This is a genomic window from Sulfuricella sp. (genome assembly GCA_041651995.1).
Classification (GTDB): Bacteria; Pseudomonadota; Gammaproteobacteria; order Burkholderiales; family Sulfuricellaceae; genus Sulfurimicrobium.
Genome location: JBAZID010000005.1, coordinates 96,484 through 112,019 on the forward strand (window position 1 = coordinate 96,484; position 15,536 = coordinate 112,019).

Sequence of the window (15,536 nt, forward strand, 5' to 3'; positions counted from 1 at the left end):
AGCATGCTGTTCCAGCCATAAAACAGTACACTTGACGCTTGTCACAGGGCAAGATTTGGCCGCAGAATTCAGATGCAGTGTTGATTTTCAGATTCACCAGAATAATTAGGGGAATACGCCATGACCGACAGCAATAAATTTATTTACGCCTTTGAAGAAGGTGACGGTAAAAACAGGATGCTGCTGGGCGGCAAAGGCGCCAATCTGTGCGAAATGACGCAGATCGGGCTGAACGTGCCGCCGGGTTTTGTCATCAGCACCGAGGCCTGTCTCGCCTATCTGGAAAAAAATCAGTTGCCGGACGGGTTGATGGATGGCATCAAGACTCAAATGGCGGCGCTGGAACAAAAAACCGGCAAAGGTTTCGGCAGCAGCGACAACCCCCTGCTGGTGTCCGTGCGCTCCGGTTCAGCCATGTCCATGCCGGGAATGATGGACACCATCCTCAACCTTGGTCTGAATGAAACATCCCTGCCGGGCTTGATCAGGCAGACCGGCAACGAACGCTTTGCCTGGGATGCCTACCGCCGCTTCATCCAGCTGTTCGGCAAGATCGCACTGGGGATCGGCGACGAACATTTCGATCAGGCCATGGCGGCAGTCAAGCGCAAATACGGCGCACCGCTGGATGTCGATCTCGCTGCAGATCATCTGAAGGAACTCGCAACCGGGTTTCTTGCCATCGTTGAACGCCACAGCGGCAAGCCTTTTCCGCAAAACCCCCTCGAACAACTGGAAATATCGGTAGGCGCAGTGTTCCGCTCGTGGATGGGCAAGCGCGCGGTGGATTACCGCAAGCAGTTCAGAATCACAAAAGACCTGGCCAATGGCACCGCCGTCAACATCTGCACCATGGTATTCGGCAACATGGGCAACGATTCCGCCACCGGCGTGGGCTTCACCCGCAACCCCGGCACCGGCGAGAACCTGATCTACGGCGAATACCTCACCAACGCCCAGGGCGAGGACGTGGTGGCGGGCATCCGCACCCCCAAGGCCATCGCCGAGATGGAACAGGAGATGCCGGAGATTTACCGCCAGCTGATCGTGCTGCACGACCGGCTGGAATCGCACTACAAGGAAGTGCAGGATTTCGAATTCACCATCGAAAAAAGCGTGCTTTACTGCCTGCAAACGCGCAACGGCAAGATGAACGCGCGCGCCATGGTGCGCAGTTCGGTGGAAATGTTTCACGAGGGGCTGATCAGCAAGGAGCGCGCCCTGCTGCGCGTCGAACCCCAGGTGCTGGAACAGCTGCTGGTGCCGCAATTGTCGCCCAACTTCAAGGGAAAATCGCTGGCGCAAGGCCTGCCCGCCTCTCCCGGCGCGGCTTCGGGCAAGATCGTGTTCGACGCCGATACAGCCGAGATTCGCGGCCGCGCTGGCGAGAAAATCATCCTGGTGCGCGAGGAAACCAAGCCGGAGGACATCCACGGCTTCTTTCAGGCCCAGGGCATCCTCACCAGCCGCGGCGGCAAGACCTCGCACGCCGCCGTGGTGGCACGCGGCATGGGCAAGCCCTGCGTCTCCGGCTGCGAGCAGATCGTGATCAACGATGTGCTGCGCAGCGCCATCATCGGCGAAACCACCCTGCACGAGGGCGACATCATCACCATCGACGGCGGCAGCGGCCATGTCTATGCCGGCGAAGTGCCCACCGTGGAAGCCGAATTCTCGCCGGAAATGGGCGTCCTGCTGGGCTGGGCGGACGAGGTGGCGCGATTGAAAGTCATGGCCAATGCCGACACCCCGGAATCCGCCGCCAAGGCGCGTGAATTCGGCGCCATGGGCATCGGCCTGTGCCGCACCGAACGGATGTTCAACGGCACCGACCGCCTGCCCATCGTGCAGGAAATGATCCTGGCGGAAACGCTGGAGCTGCGCCAGGTCGCGCTCGACCGCCTGCTGCCGATCCAGCGTTCCGACTTCAAGGGCATCTTCAAGGCCATGAAGGGTTTGCCGGTGACCATCCGCCTGCTCGATCCGCCGATGCATGAATTCCTGCCCAGCGCCGCGCAGCTCGAACTGGAAATCGCCCACCTGCACCAGCTGAGCGATACCATCAACGGCCTGGAAGAGCTGCCGGAAACCCTGAAACTGCTCAATCCCAAGCTCTACCAGCAATACGCCGATGGGCTGACCCAGTTGATGGGTGGACTGACCACTTTCAAGGCATCACATCTGGAAGAGGATGTGATCAGCAAGAAGGAAAAAATCCTCAAAAAAGTACGCGCCCTGGCGGAAGTCAACCCCATGCTGGGGCACCGTGGCGTGCGCCTCGGCATCACCTACCCCGAAATCTACTCGATGCAGATCCAGGCGATCCTGGAAGCAGCGGCCCTGTGCGCGCGGGAAGGCATCGAAATCTATCCTGAAATCATGGTGCCGCAGGTCGCCACCGTGGAGGAACTGACGCGCATTCACAGTTATGTACAGCGCATCCACAAAATCGTCGAACTGACCCACGGCATCAACGTGAAATTCAAGTTCGGTTCGATGATGGAAGTGGTGCGCGGCTGTCTGCGCGCCGGGCGCATGGCGGAAACCGCCGAATTCTTCTCCTTCGGCACCAACGACCTGACCCAGGCCACCTTCTCCTTCAGCCGCGAAGACGCCGAGAACAAGTTCCTGCCCGCCTACAACGAAACCGGCATCTTGCAGGACAACCCCTTCGAAGTACTGGACATCAAGGGCGTCGGGCAATTGATGAAAATGGCGGTGGACAACGGGCGCAAAACCCGGCCGGATCTGAAGGTGGGCATCTGCGGCGAGCATGGCGGCCATCCCGGCTCGATCCACTTCTGCCATCACATCGGCCTGAGCTATGTGTCCTGTTCCGGCCCGCGCGTGCCGATCGCAAGGCTCGCGGCAGCGCAAGCCAGGTTGCAGGAAAATGAGTACCAGCTTCCGGGTTGACGCGGAACCCCTGTTTTTTAGGCACCATTTTCTGATACCATTATCGAATGAAACGAAAACACCATCGCACTCTGGAACTCATCTTCGCCCGGCCTGTCTCGGCAAATGTAAGATGGGCTGACATCGAGGCGCTACTCCGGGAGCTTGGTGCGGAATTTGAGGAACGCGAAGGCTCGCGAGTCGAGGTGTTTCTGTTCGGTCTGGTGAGAGTATTTCATCGCCCCCACCCATCACCGGACACGGACAAGGGCGCTGTCGCGGCAATTCGCAAATGGCTGGAAGAAAACGGAGTAAAACCATGAATACCATGACAATTAACGGCTATCAGGCGGTCATCGCCTTTGACCCCGATATTCAAATGTTCCGGGGTGAATTCTTGGGCTTGAATGGCGGGGCCGACTTCTATGCTGCCGACGTGGCTGGGCTGAAGCATGAAGGTGAAATTTCCCTGCGCGTGTTCCTGGAAGCATGCGAACGTCGCGGCATCGAGCCGCGCAAGCACTTCTCGGGCAAGTTCTCCCTGCGGGTTGACCCTGCCACCCACGAAGCCGCCGCCATCGCCGCCGCTGCTCACGGCCAGAGCCTGAACCAATGGGCGACAGAAGCCATCAGGCAGGCTGCATTGGCCAGGTAAAGGCGCAGCAGGTACCCGGTAGAGGCCAGTTCGTGCTTTCCGCCGATGAAATTTTCGCTATCGACAATGCCAGGCTTAAGCTGCCGGTCAGCACCTTGAGCACCGGCGACAGAGTATTGATCAAACCCGCCCTGGATAAAGTCATCGGCGAATACTGAGCAACCGTGTGGGCACGGCTTGACAGCCTCCCCCTGCAATTGCCACATGACTATCAAGCCAGCCCGGCAGCGGGAATGCTCCCATTTGCGCAGGGAGTTCGGTGTAGCCGTCACCCAGGGCATGGGCAGGTTTTTCTTATTCTTCCATCGTCGCCGTATCCGGAAACAGCACTTCGGTAAAACCGAACTGGCTCATGTCGCTCATCCGCATCGGGTAGAGGATGCCGTTCAGATGATCGCATTCGTGCTGCACCACCCGGGCATGAAAACCGGTGACGGTACGGTCTATGGGCTGGCCTGCGAGGTCAAAACCACGGTAGCGCAGGTGCTTGTGGCGAAGCACCTTGCCCCGCATCCCTGGCAGCGACAGGCACCCTTCCCAGCCTGGCTCCATCTCATCGCCGGGATATTCCAGCTCCGGGTTGAGCAGCACGGTATCCGGCACTGTTTCGGCATCCGGGTAACGCGGATTCCGGGCGACCCCGAATATCACCACCTGCAAGCCAATACCGATTTGCGGCGCAGCCAGACCGGCACCGTTGAGCGCCTGCATGGTATCCCGCATATCAGAAACGAGCGCGTGCAATTCGGGCGTATCAAACACCTTCACCGGCCGGGCAATCTCCAGCAGGCGCGTATCGCCCATCCTGAGCACGGCTCTAGCTGTCACGAAGCAAAACAACCTGATTGAGAATTTTCAGTACCCGCTGCATCGCCTGCTTGAGGATCACATCCACGGCATCATAGGCAATCGCATGCGCGCTTGAGCCGCGCCCGGCGGCGTAATTGGCCGAAACCGTCAGCGCCGCGTAGCACAGGCCGATTTCTCTCGCCAATGCTGCTTCCGGCATCCCGGTCATGCCCACCATGGTGGCGCCATCGCGCTCCAGGCGATTGATCTCCGCAGCCGTTTCCAGACGCGGCCCCTGAACTGCGGCATAGACGCCACCGTCAACGAACTCTTCCCCTGCCTGACGGCAGGCACGCATGCACAGTTGCCGAATTTCTTCACAGTAGGGCCAGGTGAAATCGATATGCACCACCGGCTTTGAACCGCAAGCTTCCTGACAGTCATGGTAGGTGCTTTTGCGCCCCCAGGTATAGTCGATGATCTGATCCGGAACAGCGATGGTGCCGGGTTTCATGTTGGCATGAATGCCGCCGACGGTGGCGATGGAAATCACATCCTGTGCGCCTTCGGCATGCAGCGCCCACATATTGGCGCGGTAATTCACCTCATGCGGCGGAATGGTATGACCATAGCCGTGTCGCGCCAGAAAAACCACTTCCCGCCCATTGATCTCGCCGAATGTCAGTGCGCCGGAAGGTTCGCCGTAGGGCGTCCTAACCACTTTGCGGCGAACTTCCTCCAGACCGGATATCTGCGTCAGACCGCTGCCCCCGATAATTCCCAGCATTATAGAACCTCTTTCAAAGCATAAATCGCGGGCAGATTGCGCCACGCGCCACGAACATCCATTCCGAAACCGAACACGTAGCGATCAGCCACATCGAGGCCAACAAAATCGGCCCGGATGGGTTTGGGGCGGCCGATCAGCTTGTTCACAAACACAGCGCTATAGCACTCCGCCGCACCCAGTTCCATCACGCAGCGGCGTATTTCCGCCAGCGTAACGCCCTCGTCCAGAATATCATCCAGCACCAGCACCACACGTCCCTTGACATTCGAGGGAGGCGGAACTTTCCACACCATTTGCCCGCCCCGGATGGCATCCCCGTAGCGCGACACCTGCACATAATCAAAATCCAGAGGAAAATCCAGCAAAGGCAGCAACTGGCCTGCAAATACCGTCGCACCGGTCATCACACTGAGTAGCAGCGGTTGCTTGCCGGCCAGCTGATGTGAAATCTCCCCGGCCAGACGCTGCATCACTTCATCCACTTCTGCGGCGGAAACCAGTTGTTCCGCTTCCTGGCGTATTTTCCATGCTTCATTCATTATCGACACACCCTGTTTACAAATCACTCAGTACTTTGATATGCGCCGCCGCACTGCGCCCGAGCGCATGCAGGGCATAGCCGCCCTCCAGTGCCGAAACGATGCGGCTGTTGGCGTGGCGAGCGGCGACCTCCTTGAGTTTCCCGGTCACCCAGACGTAATCCGCTTCCCTCAGGGCAAGACCGCCCATGTCATCTTCGCGGTGTGCATCGAAGCCGGCAGAAATGAACAGCATCTGCGGCTTGAAACGCTCCAGCGCGGGGAGCCACTGCTCCACCACGGCTGCGCGAAAAGCGTCTCCCGCTGTCCCGGCGGGGAGGGGCACGTTGATGATGTGATCGTTGCCGCTGTCAGATCCGGAATAGGGATAATAAGGATGGCGGAAAGTCGAACACAGCATCACGCGCGGGTCGTCGTGAAAAATATCTTCCGTTCCGTTGCCGTGGTGCACATCGAAATCGGCAATCGCCACCCGTTCCAGGCCATGTTGCATCAGGGCATGAGCCACCCCTACCGCAACATTGTTAAAAATGCAGAAACCGCCAGAACTGGCGACGCCAGCGTGGTGGCCAGGCGGACGCACATTGCAGAAGGCATTTTCCGCCCGCCCGGACATCACCATATCAACCGCCAGAGCAACCGCGCCGGCTGCTCGCAGCGCGGCTTCCAGCGTATGTGAGTTCATCGCCGTGTCCGGGTCGAGATATGCCAGGCCGGCACCCGGCGCAGCGGCACGAATGCTTGCAATGTAGCCGGGACGATGCACCCGGGACAGCATTTCATCCGTCGCCAGCGGCGCCTCCTGGTGATCGAGAAACGGCAGCAGCCCCGATGCAATCAGCTGATCCTCGATGGCTTGGATACGTGCCGGACATTCTGGGTGATCCTTGCCCATATCGTGCTTGAGACAGCTGGGATGGGTTATGTAGGCGGTGTGCATCCGGTTTTCGTCTATAGGTCTTATATAAGACTTGGGGTCATATTTTGTGGCACAATGGTCACAATCCGCTCCTATAATAACCTCACTCTTATTTGGATCGCAAAATCATGGGCCAACACTACCTCAATCCCCTTTTCGCGCCAAAGTCCGTCGCGGTCTTCGGCGCCAGCGAACGTGTCGATTCGATCGGCCAGATCGTGTTCCAGAACATGATCGAAAGCGGCTTCCAGGGCGGACTTTACCCGATCAACCCGAAAAGCCCGGAAATTCAGGGCCGCAAGGCCTACACCTCGATTGCCGACATCGGACAAGCAGTTGAACTGGCGGTCATCGCCACGCCGCCACAGACCGTACCGGACATTATCGAGGCTTGCGGCAAGCATGGCGTCAAGGCAGCGGTGATCATCACCGCTGGCTTCGGCGAAACCGGCCCTCAGGGGCAGGTACTGGAAAAAGCCGTGCTGGATAACGCTCACCGCTACGGCATCCGCCTGATCGGCCCGAACTGTCTTGGCGTGATGCGGCCATCCATCGGCCTCAACGCCACCTTCAACAAGGGCGGCGCCAATAGCGGAAAGCTGGCCTTCGTGTCACAGTCCGGCGCGCTCTGCACCGCCATTCTGGACTGGGCGCAGAGCAATGATGTGGGCTTCTCCAGCGTGGTATCGATGGGCTCCTCGGCCGACGTGGATTTTGGCGAGATTCTCGATTATCTGGTTTCCGACGCCCAGACCCAGAGCATCCTGCTTTACATCGAGGGCATCCGCAACGCGCGCAGCTTCATGAGCGCGATCCGTGCCGCCGCCCGCATCAAGCCGGTGATTCTGGTCAAGGTCGGGCGCCACGCCGCAGGCTCCAAGGCCGCCATGTCGCATACCGCCTCGCTGGTGGGTTCGGACGATGTGTTCGATGCCGCGGTCAGCCGCGCCGGTGTGGTGCGGGTGCAGACCATCACCCAGTTGTTTGCCGCAGCCAAGGCGATGGCTTCTGGCTTCCGTCCCATCGGCAACCGCCTCGCCATCGTCACCAACGGCGGCGGGCCGGGCGTGATGGCAACCGACCGCGCCTCGGACTTGGGGCTGACCATCGCCACCCTGTCCGACGCCACCATCGAGCAACTCAACCAGGTATTGCCGCCCAACTGGCCTCATGCCAATCCGGTGGACATTATCGGCGACGCCCAGGCCGACCGTTACCACCATGCCGTCAAGGCCTGCCTGGAAGACAATAACGTGGATGGCGTGCTCGCCATTCTTACCCCGCAGGCCATGACCAAGCCGCTGGAAGCCGCCAATACGGTGATCGAGCTTGCCAACCAGTACAGCAAGCCTCTGCTGGCCTGCTGGATGGGCGATTCCCAGGTAGCGGAAGCGCGCGCTGCCTTTGCCGCCGCCAGAAAACCCAGTTTCCGCACTCCGGAACCGGCGGTGGAGGTGTTCTCCTATCTGTCGGACTACTATCGCAACCAGAAACTGCTGATGCAGATGCCGGGACCGCTGTCTCACCACCTGGAGCCGGACGTCGAGGGTGCGCGCATGGTAATCGACGGCGCGCTGCTGGAGCGGCGCAAGGTGCTCAACGAGATGGAATCAAAAGCGCTGCTCTCTGCATTCCACATCCCGGTGGCAAAAACCATGATCGCGCGCAGCCCCAACGAGGCACTGCTGATCGCGGAGCAACTGGGCTTCCCGGTGGCGATGAAAGTCAATTCGCGCGACATCACCCACAAGACCGATGCCGGGGGCGTGCTGCTCAATCTCGGCAACGCCCAGGCAGTGCGCACCGCCTATCATGAAATCATGGAAAATGTGCAGCACAACCGCCCCAACGCGCACATGGACGGCATCTCGATCGAACCCATGATCGTCAAGCCCAATGGCCGCGAGCTCATGGTCGGGGTGACCAACGATCCGGTATTCGGCCCGGTGATCACCTTCGGCGCCGGCGGAACCATGGTGGAAATCATGGGAGACCGTTCCGTCACCCTGCCGCCGCTCAATACCTTCCTGGTCAAGGACCTGATCCAGGGCACGCATGTCGCCAAAATGCTGGGCGCCTTCCGCCACATGCCCCCGGCCAACATGGCGGCGCTCGAAAGCGTATTGCTGCGCGTGTCGGAAATGGTGTGCGAACTGCCCCTGCTGATGGAAATGGACATCAACCCGCTGATCGTGGACGAGCACGGCGCACTGGCAGCCGATGCGCGCGTGGTGGTGGAATACCGCCAGCCCAGCGCCGACCGCTATGCCCACATGGCAATTTACCCCTATCCCACGCATTTGATCAGCCACTGGCAACTGGCCGATGGCACCAACATCGTCATTCGCCCCATCCGCCCGGAAGACGCCGAGCTGGAGCAGAAATTCGTCCACGACCTGTCAGAGGAATCGCGCTATTTCCGCTTCATGCGCAGCGTGCAGGAACTGTCGCCCGAGATGCTGTCACGATTCACCCAGATCGACTACAGCCGCGAAATGGCGATCATCGCCGTCACACAGGAACACGGCAGCGAGCTGGAACTCGGCGTGTGCCGCTTCGCCATCAACCCGGATGGTGAAAGCTGCGAATTCGCGCTGGTGGTTGCCGATGCCATGCGCGGCAAGGGCCTCGGCCAGAAACTGATGACCGCGCTGATGGATGCCGCCCGCTCCAAGGGCCTGAAAACCATCGAGGGTGAAGTCCTCAAAAACAATACCAGCATGCTCAAGCTCATGACGCGCCTGGGTTTCAGCATCGAAACCAGTCCGGAAGACGAGGGCATCAAGAATGTCAGAAAGGTGCTATGAACCCAGATAGTTCATTAGCCGTTTGGGTATCGGAAAATCAATGAGTTGCAGGTCGGTTTTTAACCCGACATATTCACCCGGAACCTAACTTTTCCATGGATTGAATATCTCAACCCCGGTTGGCGCGAAGTCGACCACGTTGCGCGTGACAACGGTCATTCCGTGAACCAGGGCCGTTGCTGCAATGAGGGCATCCCGGTCAGAGCGCGGATCTGGTACGTGCAGCCTCGCGCAGCGCTGCGCCACTGCGGTATCGATGGCAAGTATGCGACCGGAAAACACTGGCAGTACATGGCCGTCCAGCCAAGCCCGAAGCACTGCCCCTTGCGATGGGTCACGCCGCTCGACCAGCAGAATGCCGGTTTCCAGTTCCAGGATGGTAATGGCCGACAAAAAAAGGCTTGTAGCCGAAACACTTTCTGCCCATGCCCTGACATTCTGGTCAGCCTTGCCGGACTTTGCCTTGCGCAATTCGGAAACAATATTGGTGTCGAGCAGGTACATCAGGACAAGTCCGCCGGACGATATAGATCGCCGCTCAAGCGCTGCGGTTCAAATTCAATCTCTGTTGCCTCCGGCATGGCCAGCAATTCAACGATGCTCACCCGATTGCCCGTGATCTGCTGATATTCCTCGATGGTCAGCAATACATGAGCGGGCCGACCACGATCGGTAATGAAGACCGGACCGCTCCTGGCCGCCTTCTTTGCACGGCTGGCATCCTGATTGAACTCTCTGCTGGAAAGTGTAGTAATGGTCATATTGCACCCCCCTTTTTTTGATGTAGATATGTTACTACAATAAACCACCGCAACAATACGGCCCTGTAAAAATTATGAGGTAGCAGGTATCTTTGCGTTTACCACCGGAACCTGCAAATATTACGCCTTACTTTCAAGTCCGAACCCAAACCAATGAACATCGAAGGCACCCACTACCGCACCATCTGGCCTGCTGAAGACGGCGTTGCCGTTGAAATCATCGACCAGACCCGGCTGCCTCACGAATTCGTCACGGTGCGGCTGGAAAATCTGCACGATGCCGCCATCGCGATCAGAAACATGCTGGTGCGTGGCGCCCCGCTGATCGGTGCCACGGCGGCCTATGGGGTGGCGCTGGCAATGAGTTCCGGAACGTCCGATACAGCGCTGGATGAGGCCTGCACCACCCTGGCCGCAACCCGTCCCACCGCCATCAATCTGAGCTGGGCGCTGAGACGCATGCAGGCCCTGCTCCTGTCCTTGCCGCCCGAAAGCCGCGCCCATGCTGCCTGGCAGGAAGCCGCCGCAATCTGCGACGAGGATGTCGCCATCAATCGCGCCATCGGCGCACACGGCCTGAAGCTGATCCGCGACAAGCTGGATGCCAAGGGGGGGCCGGTCAATATTCTCACCCACTGCAATGCCGGCTGGCTCGCCACAGTGGACTGGGGCACTGCCCTGGCGCCCGTCTACACGGCGTTTGATGCTGGCATTCCCCTCCACGTGTGGGTGGACGAAACCCGCCCGCGCAACCAGGGCGCCAGCCTCACCGCCTGGGAACTCAAGCAGCACGGCGTGCCGCATACCGTGATCGCCGACAATACCGGCGGCCACCTGATGCAGCACGGCATGGTGGACATGGTGATCGTTGGCACCGACCGCACCACTGCCTGCGGCGACGTGTGCAACAAGATTGGCACCTATCTCAAGGCGCTGGCGGCATTCGACAACCAGATCCCGTTCTACGTTGCCCTGCCCGGCCCCACTATTGACTGGACGCTGGAAGATGGCGTGCGCGACATCCCTATCGAGCAGCGCGAAGCGGAAGAAGTCACCCAAATCCGCGGCAGGACAGCAGAGGGCGAAATTGTCAGCGTCACCCTCACCCCGCACGGCAGCCCTGCGGCCAATTACGCCTTCGACGTCACTCCTGCGCGGCTGGTCACCGGCCTGATCACGGAACGCGGCGTCTGCAATGCATCACGCGAAGGCCTGCTGACTTTATATCCGGAACAAAAACGATGAATGAAGCCGAACTGCGCCGCGCGCTGGTCGACACGGCCATCGCGGCACAACACGAGGGATTGAACCGGGGCGCATCCGGCAACCTCAGCGTCCGCTGCGGCGCCGGATTTCTGATCACCCCCTCCGGCATGGCGCCCACGGAGCAAACCCCGGACGATATGGTATGGATGGATTTCGCCGGCAATGCGCATTTCCCCCACCCCTGCCCTCCCCCGCAAGAGGGAGAGGGGGACGAAGGCTCGCGACGCGAGTTTCCCGTTAATAGCCAGCGCAAGCCTTCGAGCGAATGGCGTTTCCACCGCGATCTTTACGTCGCGCGGTCTGAATTTGGGGCCGTGCTGCACGCCCATTCCACCTTCGCCACCACCCTGGCCTGCCTGGGCCGCGACATTCCGCCCTTCCACTACATGATTGCGGCGGCTGGCGGAAAGACCATCCGCTGTGCGCCCTACGCCACCTTCGGCACCCAGGAACTGTCAGGCCATGCCATCACGGCCATGGAAGGACGCAAGGCCTGCCTGCTGGCCAATCACGGCCTTCTTGTGGCGGAAACCGGCCTGGAACGCGCGCTGGCGCTGGCAGTGGAAGTGGAAAGCCTGTGCGAGCAGTATTGCCGCACCTTGCAGATCGGTACGCCCAAGCTGCTCTCGGATGCGGAAATGGACGTGGTACTGGAGAAATTCAAAAGCTACGGGCAGAACGCCCAGAAAACCTGAATCAGGTGCGCAGCGAATGCGCCTCCACCAGCGTGTCAAGCAAGCCTTGCGCGGCATCCTCAACCATATCCAGCACCTGTTCGAAGCCCTGCGATCCGCCATAGTAGGGATCAGGCACTTCACGCTCGCTGAATTTCCGGCTGTGCTCCAGAAACAGAGTGACTTTGTGCTCATGCCCGGCCGGGCAGATGCGTTTCAAATTCGCCAGATTGTCCTGATCCATGGCCAGAATATAGTCAAAAACCAGAAAATCCTGCTCGCTCACCTGACGGCCTCGTAACGCGCTCAAGTCATAACCCCGCTTTGCAGCGGCGGCACTTGCCCGCTTATCTGGCGATTTTCCAATATGGTAGCCGTGCGTACCCGCCGAATCGATGCGTATCAAGCCATCCCAACCAGAACGTGCAACCAGATCGCGGAACACCCCCTCCGCCGTGGGAGACCGGCAGATGTTGCCCATGCAAACAAATAGTATTTTTATCTCCTGCATTACATCTGTATCCCATTGGTTTATTGATGACATTTAACTTAAATTAACTTTGCAATCCTTCTCTGCCTTACAGATCAAGGAGAATAATGTCCTTATGGAAGGCCTGAACAAGTGTGCACGGTCTTTGCGAGCGCAGCGAAGCAATCCTGTTTTTCAAATACAGACGAGATTGCTTCGTCACTTCGTTCCTTGTATACGACTCCACACGAGCTTTAGCTCGTAGTGGATCGGAATCCCCTTGTGGGGTATACGACTCCACACGAGCTTCAGCTCGTAGTGGATCGGAATCCCCTTGGGGCAATGACCGCTTGTTCAGTGGCTCCCTAGCCTTGGCTGACTTCCTTCACAATCATCCACCTATCTCCCTGCCGCCTGAGTTCGAGGCGCTTGTGCAAGCCGGCTTCCGAAAAGTTATCTGCCGTGAAGGACTGAACGAACTCGACGGTTGCAGTATCCCCCTTCGCAACGACCGCCATGGCAGAGAGTTTAATTTCGATTTTGTGGTACTTGCCCAGCCGGTTACGGCGCTGTTTTTCCCAGGCAGCGCGGGTAAGACCTGCTGGCGGCTCGAATTCTGGCGCGTAGGCGTACAGATAACGATCCAGGTCTTTCTCTGACCAGGCCTTGACCCACCCATCCACAAAGTTCATCGCCTGTTGCCGCGCAATGTTCCCAGTATCCGGGGAGGGAGAAACACCAAGGACTTGCGCGGAGTTTGCTAATTCTTTTAATTCCTTTGCCTGCAGGGCCGGAGGAGAAAAAAAGAGGCTTTCGCCCGGCTTATGCAGAATTGCGTTGCTTCCAGCTCCCAGGATAAAACCTATCCCTCCCACAGCCAGTAGTTTTTTCCACCCTGATTTTTCTGGCCGGGGCGGCGAAGAAAGTATTTCAGGATTTGCCCGTATTATATTTTGTTGCTCAGCTTGTAATTTGTTCACCGCCTTTTCAACGATGCTCATCATGTTTTCCTGTAGATTTTTCAAGGGGATGCGAAAGTATGGCGGTTCAAGTTGTACGGACAGCTATTGCCGTTGTAGCGGTCTGTATTTTCCCGGATTTTATCATTATTGCCCCCCCGTTTCTCGCCTTCACTCCGCCAGCGATTGTAAAGGGCATGGGGGAAAAACCTGATGCGCTGCCAGAAAGTCACCCGGATTCATCTTTTCAGGTGCGTCAGATTTCCTAGCGATAAAGGCGCTTGAGTACCAGCATGACGAGCGCCAGCACCAGCGTCACCGCATTGGTGATCACAATCGGCGTGGCACCGATGGCCAGCCCATACAGCAGCCACAGGAACACACCGCTGCTGAAAATCAGGAACATTCCGTATGAAACATCACGGGCCGATTTTGAGCGCCAGGTCTTGAGTACCTGCGGAACAAATGCCACGGTGGTCAAGGTGCCTGCCGCCATGCCAAGCAGATTGGCGTCAGTCAGCAGCATTTTTATTTCCATATCAGTTCACGCATCCACTTCCTCGCCCCAGATAAGGGCCTTGACGTGGGTCACATTGACTTCGTCTGCCGTCAGTCCGCATGTTGCCGCGTAGCGGGCAATCGCGTCCTGATCAAAATTTTCGCAGGCGATGGCAAGTTGCAGGTAGGGCGCATACCTGCCGGTACGGTGCAGCAGGGCCCCGACAACCAGATCCGGCAGATTGAGGCGGGACAGGGCCTGTGCCATCGGCACATTGAGCAGCGCATCCAGCAGGGAAAAAATGCCCGTGATGAATAAACCGCCGCGCTCGGCGGGTTCAAACTTGTTTTGCCCCAAAGTTTCGGTAAAGCGCGCCCGGACCAGTGCATTCTTGAGCAATATCCTGCTGCGCCCGTCTGTCTTGCCGCTGGTAAACAGCAGCAGCGTCAGCCAGCGGTACAACTGGTTATAGCCCAACAGGGTCAACCCATGGCCGATGGAACGGATTTTTTGCTGTAGCCCATTGGCTGGCGAGTTGATGAAATTGAGCAGTTTGTAGGATAGACCCGGGTCACGTTTGACCTTCTCTTCCAACTCGGAAAGTTCCGCATGGTTCATGACCAGATTCAGCATTTCAATCACACGCATCCGGTCATTATCGAGCCGCTGTGGCGCATTAGGCTGCAGGCGGGAGAAATAAGCGCCCTGGAAATACTCAAAAGCCAACGCACGATAGGCCTCGAATGCATCATCCGACTCCACGTTCTGGGCAATAAGGCGTGGCGTGGCGGAGCTCAGGATTGTGCTTATCTGCTGGCCGAGGGCCAGGGCATCGAAGCGGGTTGTATCCACCTTCACCCAGGAACAAATGGCGAGAAACGGGGCATATTCCGGTTGATATTCGAAGTCCTCAAGCGCCAGCGGAATACCCATTGCGGCGAGTTCACGGCAACGCTGCAACAACAGCTCACTGGCCACGCCTGCCAGGCGTATGCCCACCACAACCTTCTGTTTCGGCAGGGATTCGATGATCGGGTTATCCAGCATACCGGGCGAAACATGGATGAAGACCAGGCCGTTTCCCAGCACCTTCTGGAAATCCAGATCAATCACGCTGATCACCAGCAATTCGTCCTGCACCCGGCGAAGCTCGGCTTCGTCGCCGATGTCGGGAGGAAAGTTCGGATCCTGAAGTTTTAGCTCGTAACCGATAAACTGGCTTGAGGCATCGAGAATGGGCTGACGGCCGAGGAAAAGACGCCACTTCCCCTCCGCCAGGCCGTCCCGGCCCTGGCTGAGCGCATCCAGCACAGCGGTGGCATCACTGCCGTGAGGTTTGTTCGGCGCGTCAGGGATGACAGACAAAGCGCTCTCCGTGCCTGAATCACGATTTTCGGCACCGGCATCACGGCCGGTCTTGAAGAACTTCAGATATTTTTCCAGCATGGGCACTCTCGCTGTTGGCGGCTTTTGGGAGGCCATCGCAGCGGCAACAGCCTCCAGTCAAAGCATGC

Annotated in this window: 18 protein-coding genes; 8 read left to right on the top strand and 10 right to left on the bottom strand. The window is 58.5% G+C overall.

Annotated elements, in window-relative coordinates; all coding sequences use genetic code 11:
- Positions 1-120 precede the first annotated feature (120 nt).
- Genes ppdK through WC392_09060 form a run of 4 tightly spaced genes read left to right on the top strand, consistent with a single transcriptional unit; the run spans position 121 to position 3,708 of the window.
- A complete protein-coding gene (ppdK, locus tag WC392_09045) occupies positions 121-2,916 on the top strand; it encodes a pyruvate, phosphate dikinase (GenBank protein MFA5242502.1) in 2,796 nt (931 codons plus the stop codon).
- 47 nt (positions 2,917-2,963) lie between these two features.
- Entirely contained in the window at positions 2,964-3,218 is a 255-nt protein-coding gene (locus tag WC392_09050; GenBank protein MFA5242503.1) for a type II toxin-antitoxin system HicA family toxin, read from the top strand.
- Positions 3,215-3,550 carry a type II toxin-antitoxin system HicB family antitoxin gene (locus tag WC392_09055; GenBank protein MFA5242504.1) on the top strand — a complete coding sequence of 112 codons (336 nt, stop codon included), beginning with the start codon at positions 3,215-3,217 and terminating at the stop codon, positions 3,548-3,550. The genes WC392_09050 and WC392_09055 overlap by 4 nt, the downstream gene beginning before the upstream one ends.
- 32 nt (positions 3,551-3,582) lie before the next feature.
- The gene (locus WC392_09060; protein MFA5242505.1) at positions 3,583-3,708 is read left to right on the top strand and encodes a hypothetical protein; all 126 of its coding nucleotides are present in this window, start codon (positions 3,583-3,585) and stop codon (positions 3,706-3,708) included.
- Between the two features lie 136 nt (positions 3,709-3,844).
- Here WC392_09060 and def read toward each other — a convergent pair whose 3' ends face one another.
- The 4 genes from def to WC392_09080 are packed head-to-tail and all read right to left on the bottom strand — an operon-like array spanning position 3,845 to position 6,608.
- Positions 3,845-4,378 (bottom strand): peptide deformylase, encoded by a 534-nt coding sequence (gene def, locus WC392_09065; protein MFA5242506.1) that lies wholly within the window; start codon positions 4,376-4,378, stop codon positions 3,845-3,847.
- A complete protein-coding gene (locus WC392_09070; GenBank protein ID MFA5242507.1) occupies positions 4,368-5,126 on the bottom strand; it encodes an S-methyl-5'-thioinosine phosphorylase in 759 nt (252 codons plus the stop codon). Before WC392_09070 ends, def begins: the two co-directional genes overlap by 11 nt.
- On the bottom strand, positions 5,126-5,668 hold the full coding sequence (locus tag WC392_09075; GenBank protein MFA5242508.1) for a hypoxanthine-guanine phosphoribosyltransferase: 543 nt from the start codon (positions 5,666-5,668) through the stop codon (positions 5,126-5,128). The genes WC392_09070 and WC392_09075 overlap by 1 nt, the downstream gene beginning before the upstream one ends.
- A 16-nt stretch (positions 5,669-5,684) precedes the next feature.
- Positions 5,685-6,608, bottom strand: a complete 924-nt coding sequence (locus WC392_09080) for a histone deacetylase family protein (protein MFA5242509.1) — start codon at positions 6,606-6,608, stop codon at positions 5,685-5,687.
- A 107-nt stretch (positions 6,609-6,715) separates the two neighbouring features.
- Here WC392_09080 and WC392_09085 point away from each other — a divergent pair, with 107 nt between their 5' ends.
- The gene (locus WC392_09085; GenBank protein ID MFA5242510.1) at positions 6,716-9,394 is read left to right on the top strand and encodes a bifunctional acetate--CoA ligase family protein/GNAT family N-acetyltransferase; all 2,679 of its coding nucleotides are present in this window, start codon (positions 6,716-6,718) and stop codon (positions 9,392-9,394) included.
- 84 nt (positions 9,395-9,478) lie between these two features.
- Here WC392_09085 and WC392_09090 read toward each other — a convergent pair whose 3' ends face one another.
- Positions 9,479-9,898, bottom strand: coding sequence for a type II toxin-antitoxin system VapC family toxin (locus WC392_09090; GenBank protein MFA5242511.1), 420 nt, complete (start codon positions 9,896-9,898; stop codon positions 9,479-9,481).
- Positions 9,898-10,155 carry a type II toxin-antitoxin system Phd/YefM family antitoxin gene (locus tag WC392_09095; GenBank protein MFA5242512.1) on the bottom strand — a complete coding sequence of 86 codons (258 nt, stop codon included), beginning with the start codon at positions 10,153-10,155 and terminating at the stop codon, positions 9,898-9,900. Before WC392_09095 ends, WC392_09090 begins: the two co-directional genes overlap by 1 nt.
- Before the next feature lie 153 nt (positions 10,156-10,308).
- Here WC392_09095 and mtnA point away from each other — a divergent pair, with 153 nt between their 5' ends.
- Positions 10,309-11,400 carry an S-methyl-5-thioribose-1-phosphate isomerase gene (mtnA, locus tag WC392_09100; GenBank protein ID MFA5242513.1) on the top strand — a complete coding sequence of 364 codons (1,092 nt, stop codon included), beginning with the start codon at positions 10,309-10,311 and terminating at the stop codon, positions 11,398-11,400.
- Positions 11,397-12,116 carry a class II aldolase/adducin family protein gene (locus WC392_09105; GenBank protein ID MFA5242514.1) on the top strand — a complete coding sequence of 240 codons (720 nt, stop codon included), beginning with the start codon at positions 11,397-11,399 and terminating at the stop codon, positions 12,114-12,116. Before mtnA ends, WC392_09105 begins: the two co-directional genes overlap by 4 nt.
- A 1-nt stretch (position 12,117) precedes the next feature.
- Here the strand turns inward: WC392_09105 and WC392_09110 are convergent, their stop codons facing one another.
- Entirely contained in the window at positions 12,118-12,606 is a 489-nt protein-coding gene (locus WC392_09110) for a low molecular weight protein-tyrosine-phosphatase (GenBank protein ID MFA5242515.1), read from the bottom strand.
- Positions 12,607-12,929: 323 nt separating this feature from the next.
- The gene (locus WC392_09115) at positions 12,930-13,568 is read right to left on the bottom strand and encodes a nuclear transport factor 2 family protein (protein MFA5242516.1); all 639 of its coding nucleotides are present in this window, start codon (positions 13,566-13,568) and stop codon (positions 12,930-12,932) included.
- A gap of 35 nt (positions 13,569-13,603) precedes the next feature.
- Here WC392_09115 and WC392_09120 point away from each other — a divergent pair, with 35 nt between their 5' ends.
- Positions 13,604-13,792 (top strand): hypothetical protein, encoded by a 189-nt coding sequence (locus WC392_09120; GenBank protein ID MFA5242517.1) that lies wholly within the window; start codon positions 13,604-13,606, stop codon positions 13,790-13,792.
- Here the strand turns inward: WC392_09120 and WC392_09125 are convergent.
- Both WC392_09125 and WC392_09130 read right to left on the bottom strand, forming a co-directional pair.
- Positions 13,789-14,049 (bottom strand): SemiSWEET transporter, encoded by a 261-nt coding sequence (locus WC392_09125; protein MFA5242518.1) that lies wholly within the window; start codon positions 14,047-14,049, stop codon positions 13,789-13,791. The genes WC392_09120 and WC392_09125 overlap by 4 nt on opposite strands.
- Before the next feature lie 18 nt (positions 14,050-14,067).
- A complete protein-coding gene (locus tag WC392_09130; GenBank protein MFA5242519.1) occupies positions 14,068-15,468 on the bottom strand; it encodes an HDOD domain-containing protein in 1,401 nt (466 codons plus the stop codon).
- Between the last annotated feature and the right edge of the window lie 68 nt (positions 15,469-15,536).

Coding starts and splice junctions, on each gene's coding strand:
- ppdK (MFA5242502.1), top strand. CDS start 121: ATGACCGACAGCAATAAATTTATTTACGCCTTTGAAGAAGGTGACGGT.
- WC392_09050 (MFA5242503.1), top strand. CDS start 2,964: ATGAAACGAAAACACCATCGCACTCTGGAACTCATCTTCGCCCGGCCT.
- WC392_09055 (MFA5242504.1), top strand. CDS start 3,215: ATGAATACCATGACAATTAACGGCTATCAGGCGGTCATCGCCTTTGAC.
- WC392_09070 (MFA5242507.1), bottom strand. CDS start 5,126: ATGCTGGGAATTATCGGGGGCAGCGGTCTGACGCAGATATCCGGTCTG.
- WC392_09075 (MFA5242508.1), bottom strand. CDS start 5,668: ATGAATGAAGCATGGAAAATACGCCAGGAAGCGGAACAACTGGTTTCC.
- WC392_09080 (MFA5242509.1), bottom strand. CDS start 6,608: ATGCACACCGCCTACATAACCCATCCCAGCTGTCTCAAGCACGATATG.
- WC392_09085 (MFA5242510.1), top strand. CDS start 6,716: ATGGGCCAACACTACCTCAATCCCCTTTTCGCGCCAAAGTCCGTCGCG.
- WC392_09090 (MFA5242511.1), bottom strand. CDS start 9,898: ATGTACCTGCTCGACACCAATATTGTTTCCGAATTGCGCAAGGCAAAG.
- WC392_09095 (MFA5242512.1), bottom strand. CDS start 10,155: ATGACCATTACTACACTTTCCAGCAGAGAGTTCAATCAGGATGCCAGC.
- mtnA (MFA5242513.1), top strand. CDS start 10,309: ATGAACATCGAAGGCACCCACTACCGCACCATCTGGCCTGCTGAAGAC.
- WC392_09105 (MFA5242514.1), top strand. CDS start 11,397: ATGAATGAAGCCGAACTGCGCCGCGCGCTGGTCGACACGGCCATCGCG.
- WC392_09110 (MFA5242515.1), bottom strand. CDS start 12,606: ATGCAGGAGATAAAAATACTATTTGTTTGCATGGGCAACATCTGCCGG.
- WC392_09115 (MFA5242516.1), bottom strand. CDS start 13,568: ATGATGAGCATCGTTGAAAAGGCGGTGAACAAATTACAAGCTGAGCAA.
- WC392_09120 (MFA5242517.1), top strand. CDS start 13,604: ATGGCGGTTCAAGTTGTACGGACAGCTATTGCCGTTGTAGCGGTCTGT.
- WC392_09125 (MFA5242518.1), bottom strand. CDS start 14,049: ATGCTGCTGACTGACGCCAATCTGCTTGGCATGGCGGCAGGCACCTTG.
- WC392_09130 (MFA5242519.1), bottom strand. CDS start 15,468: ATGCTGGAAAAATATCTGAAGTTCTTCAAGACCGGCCGTGATGCCGGT.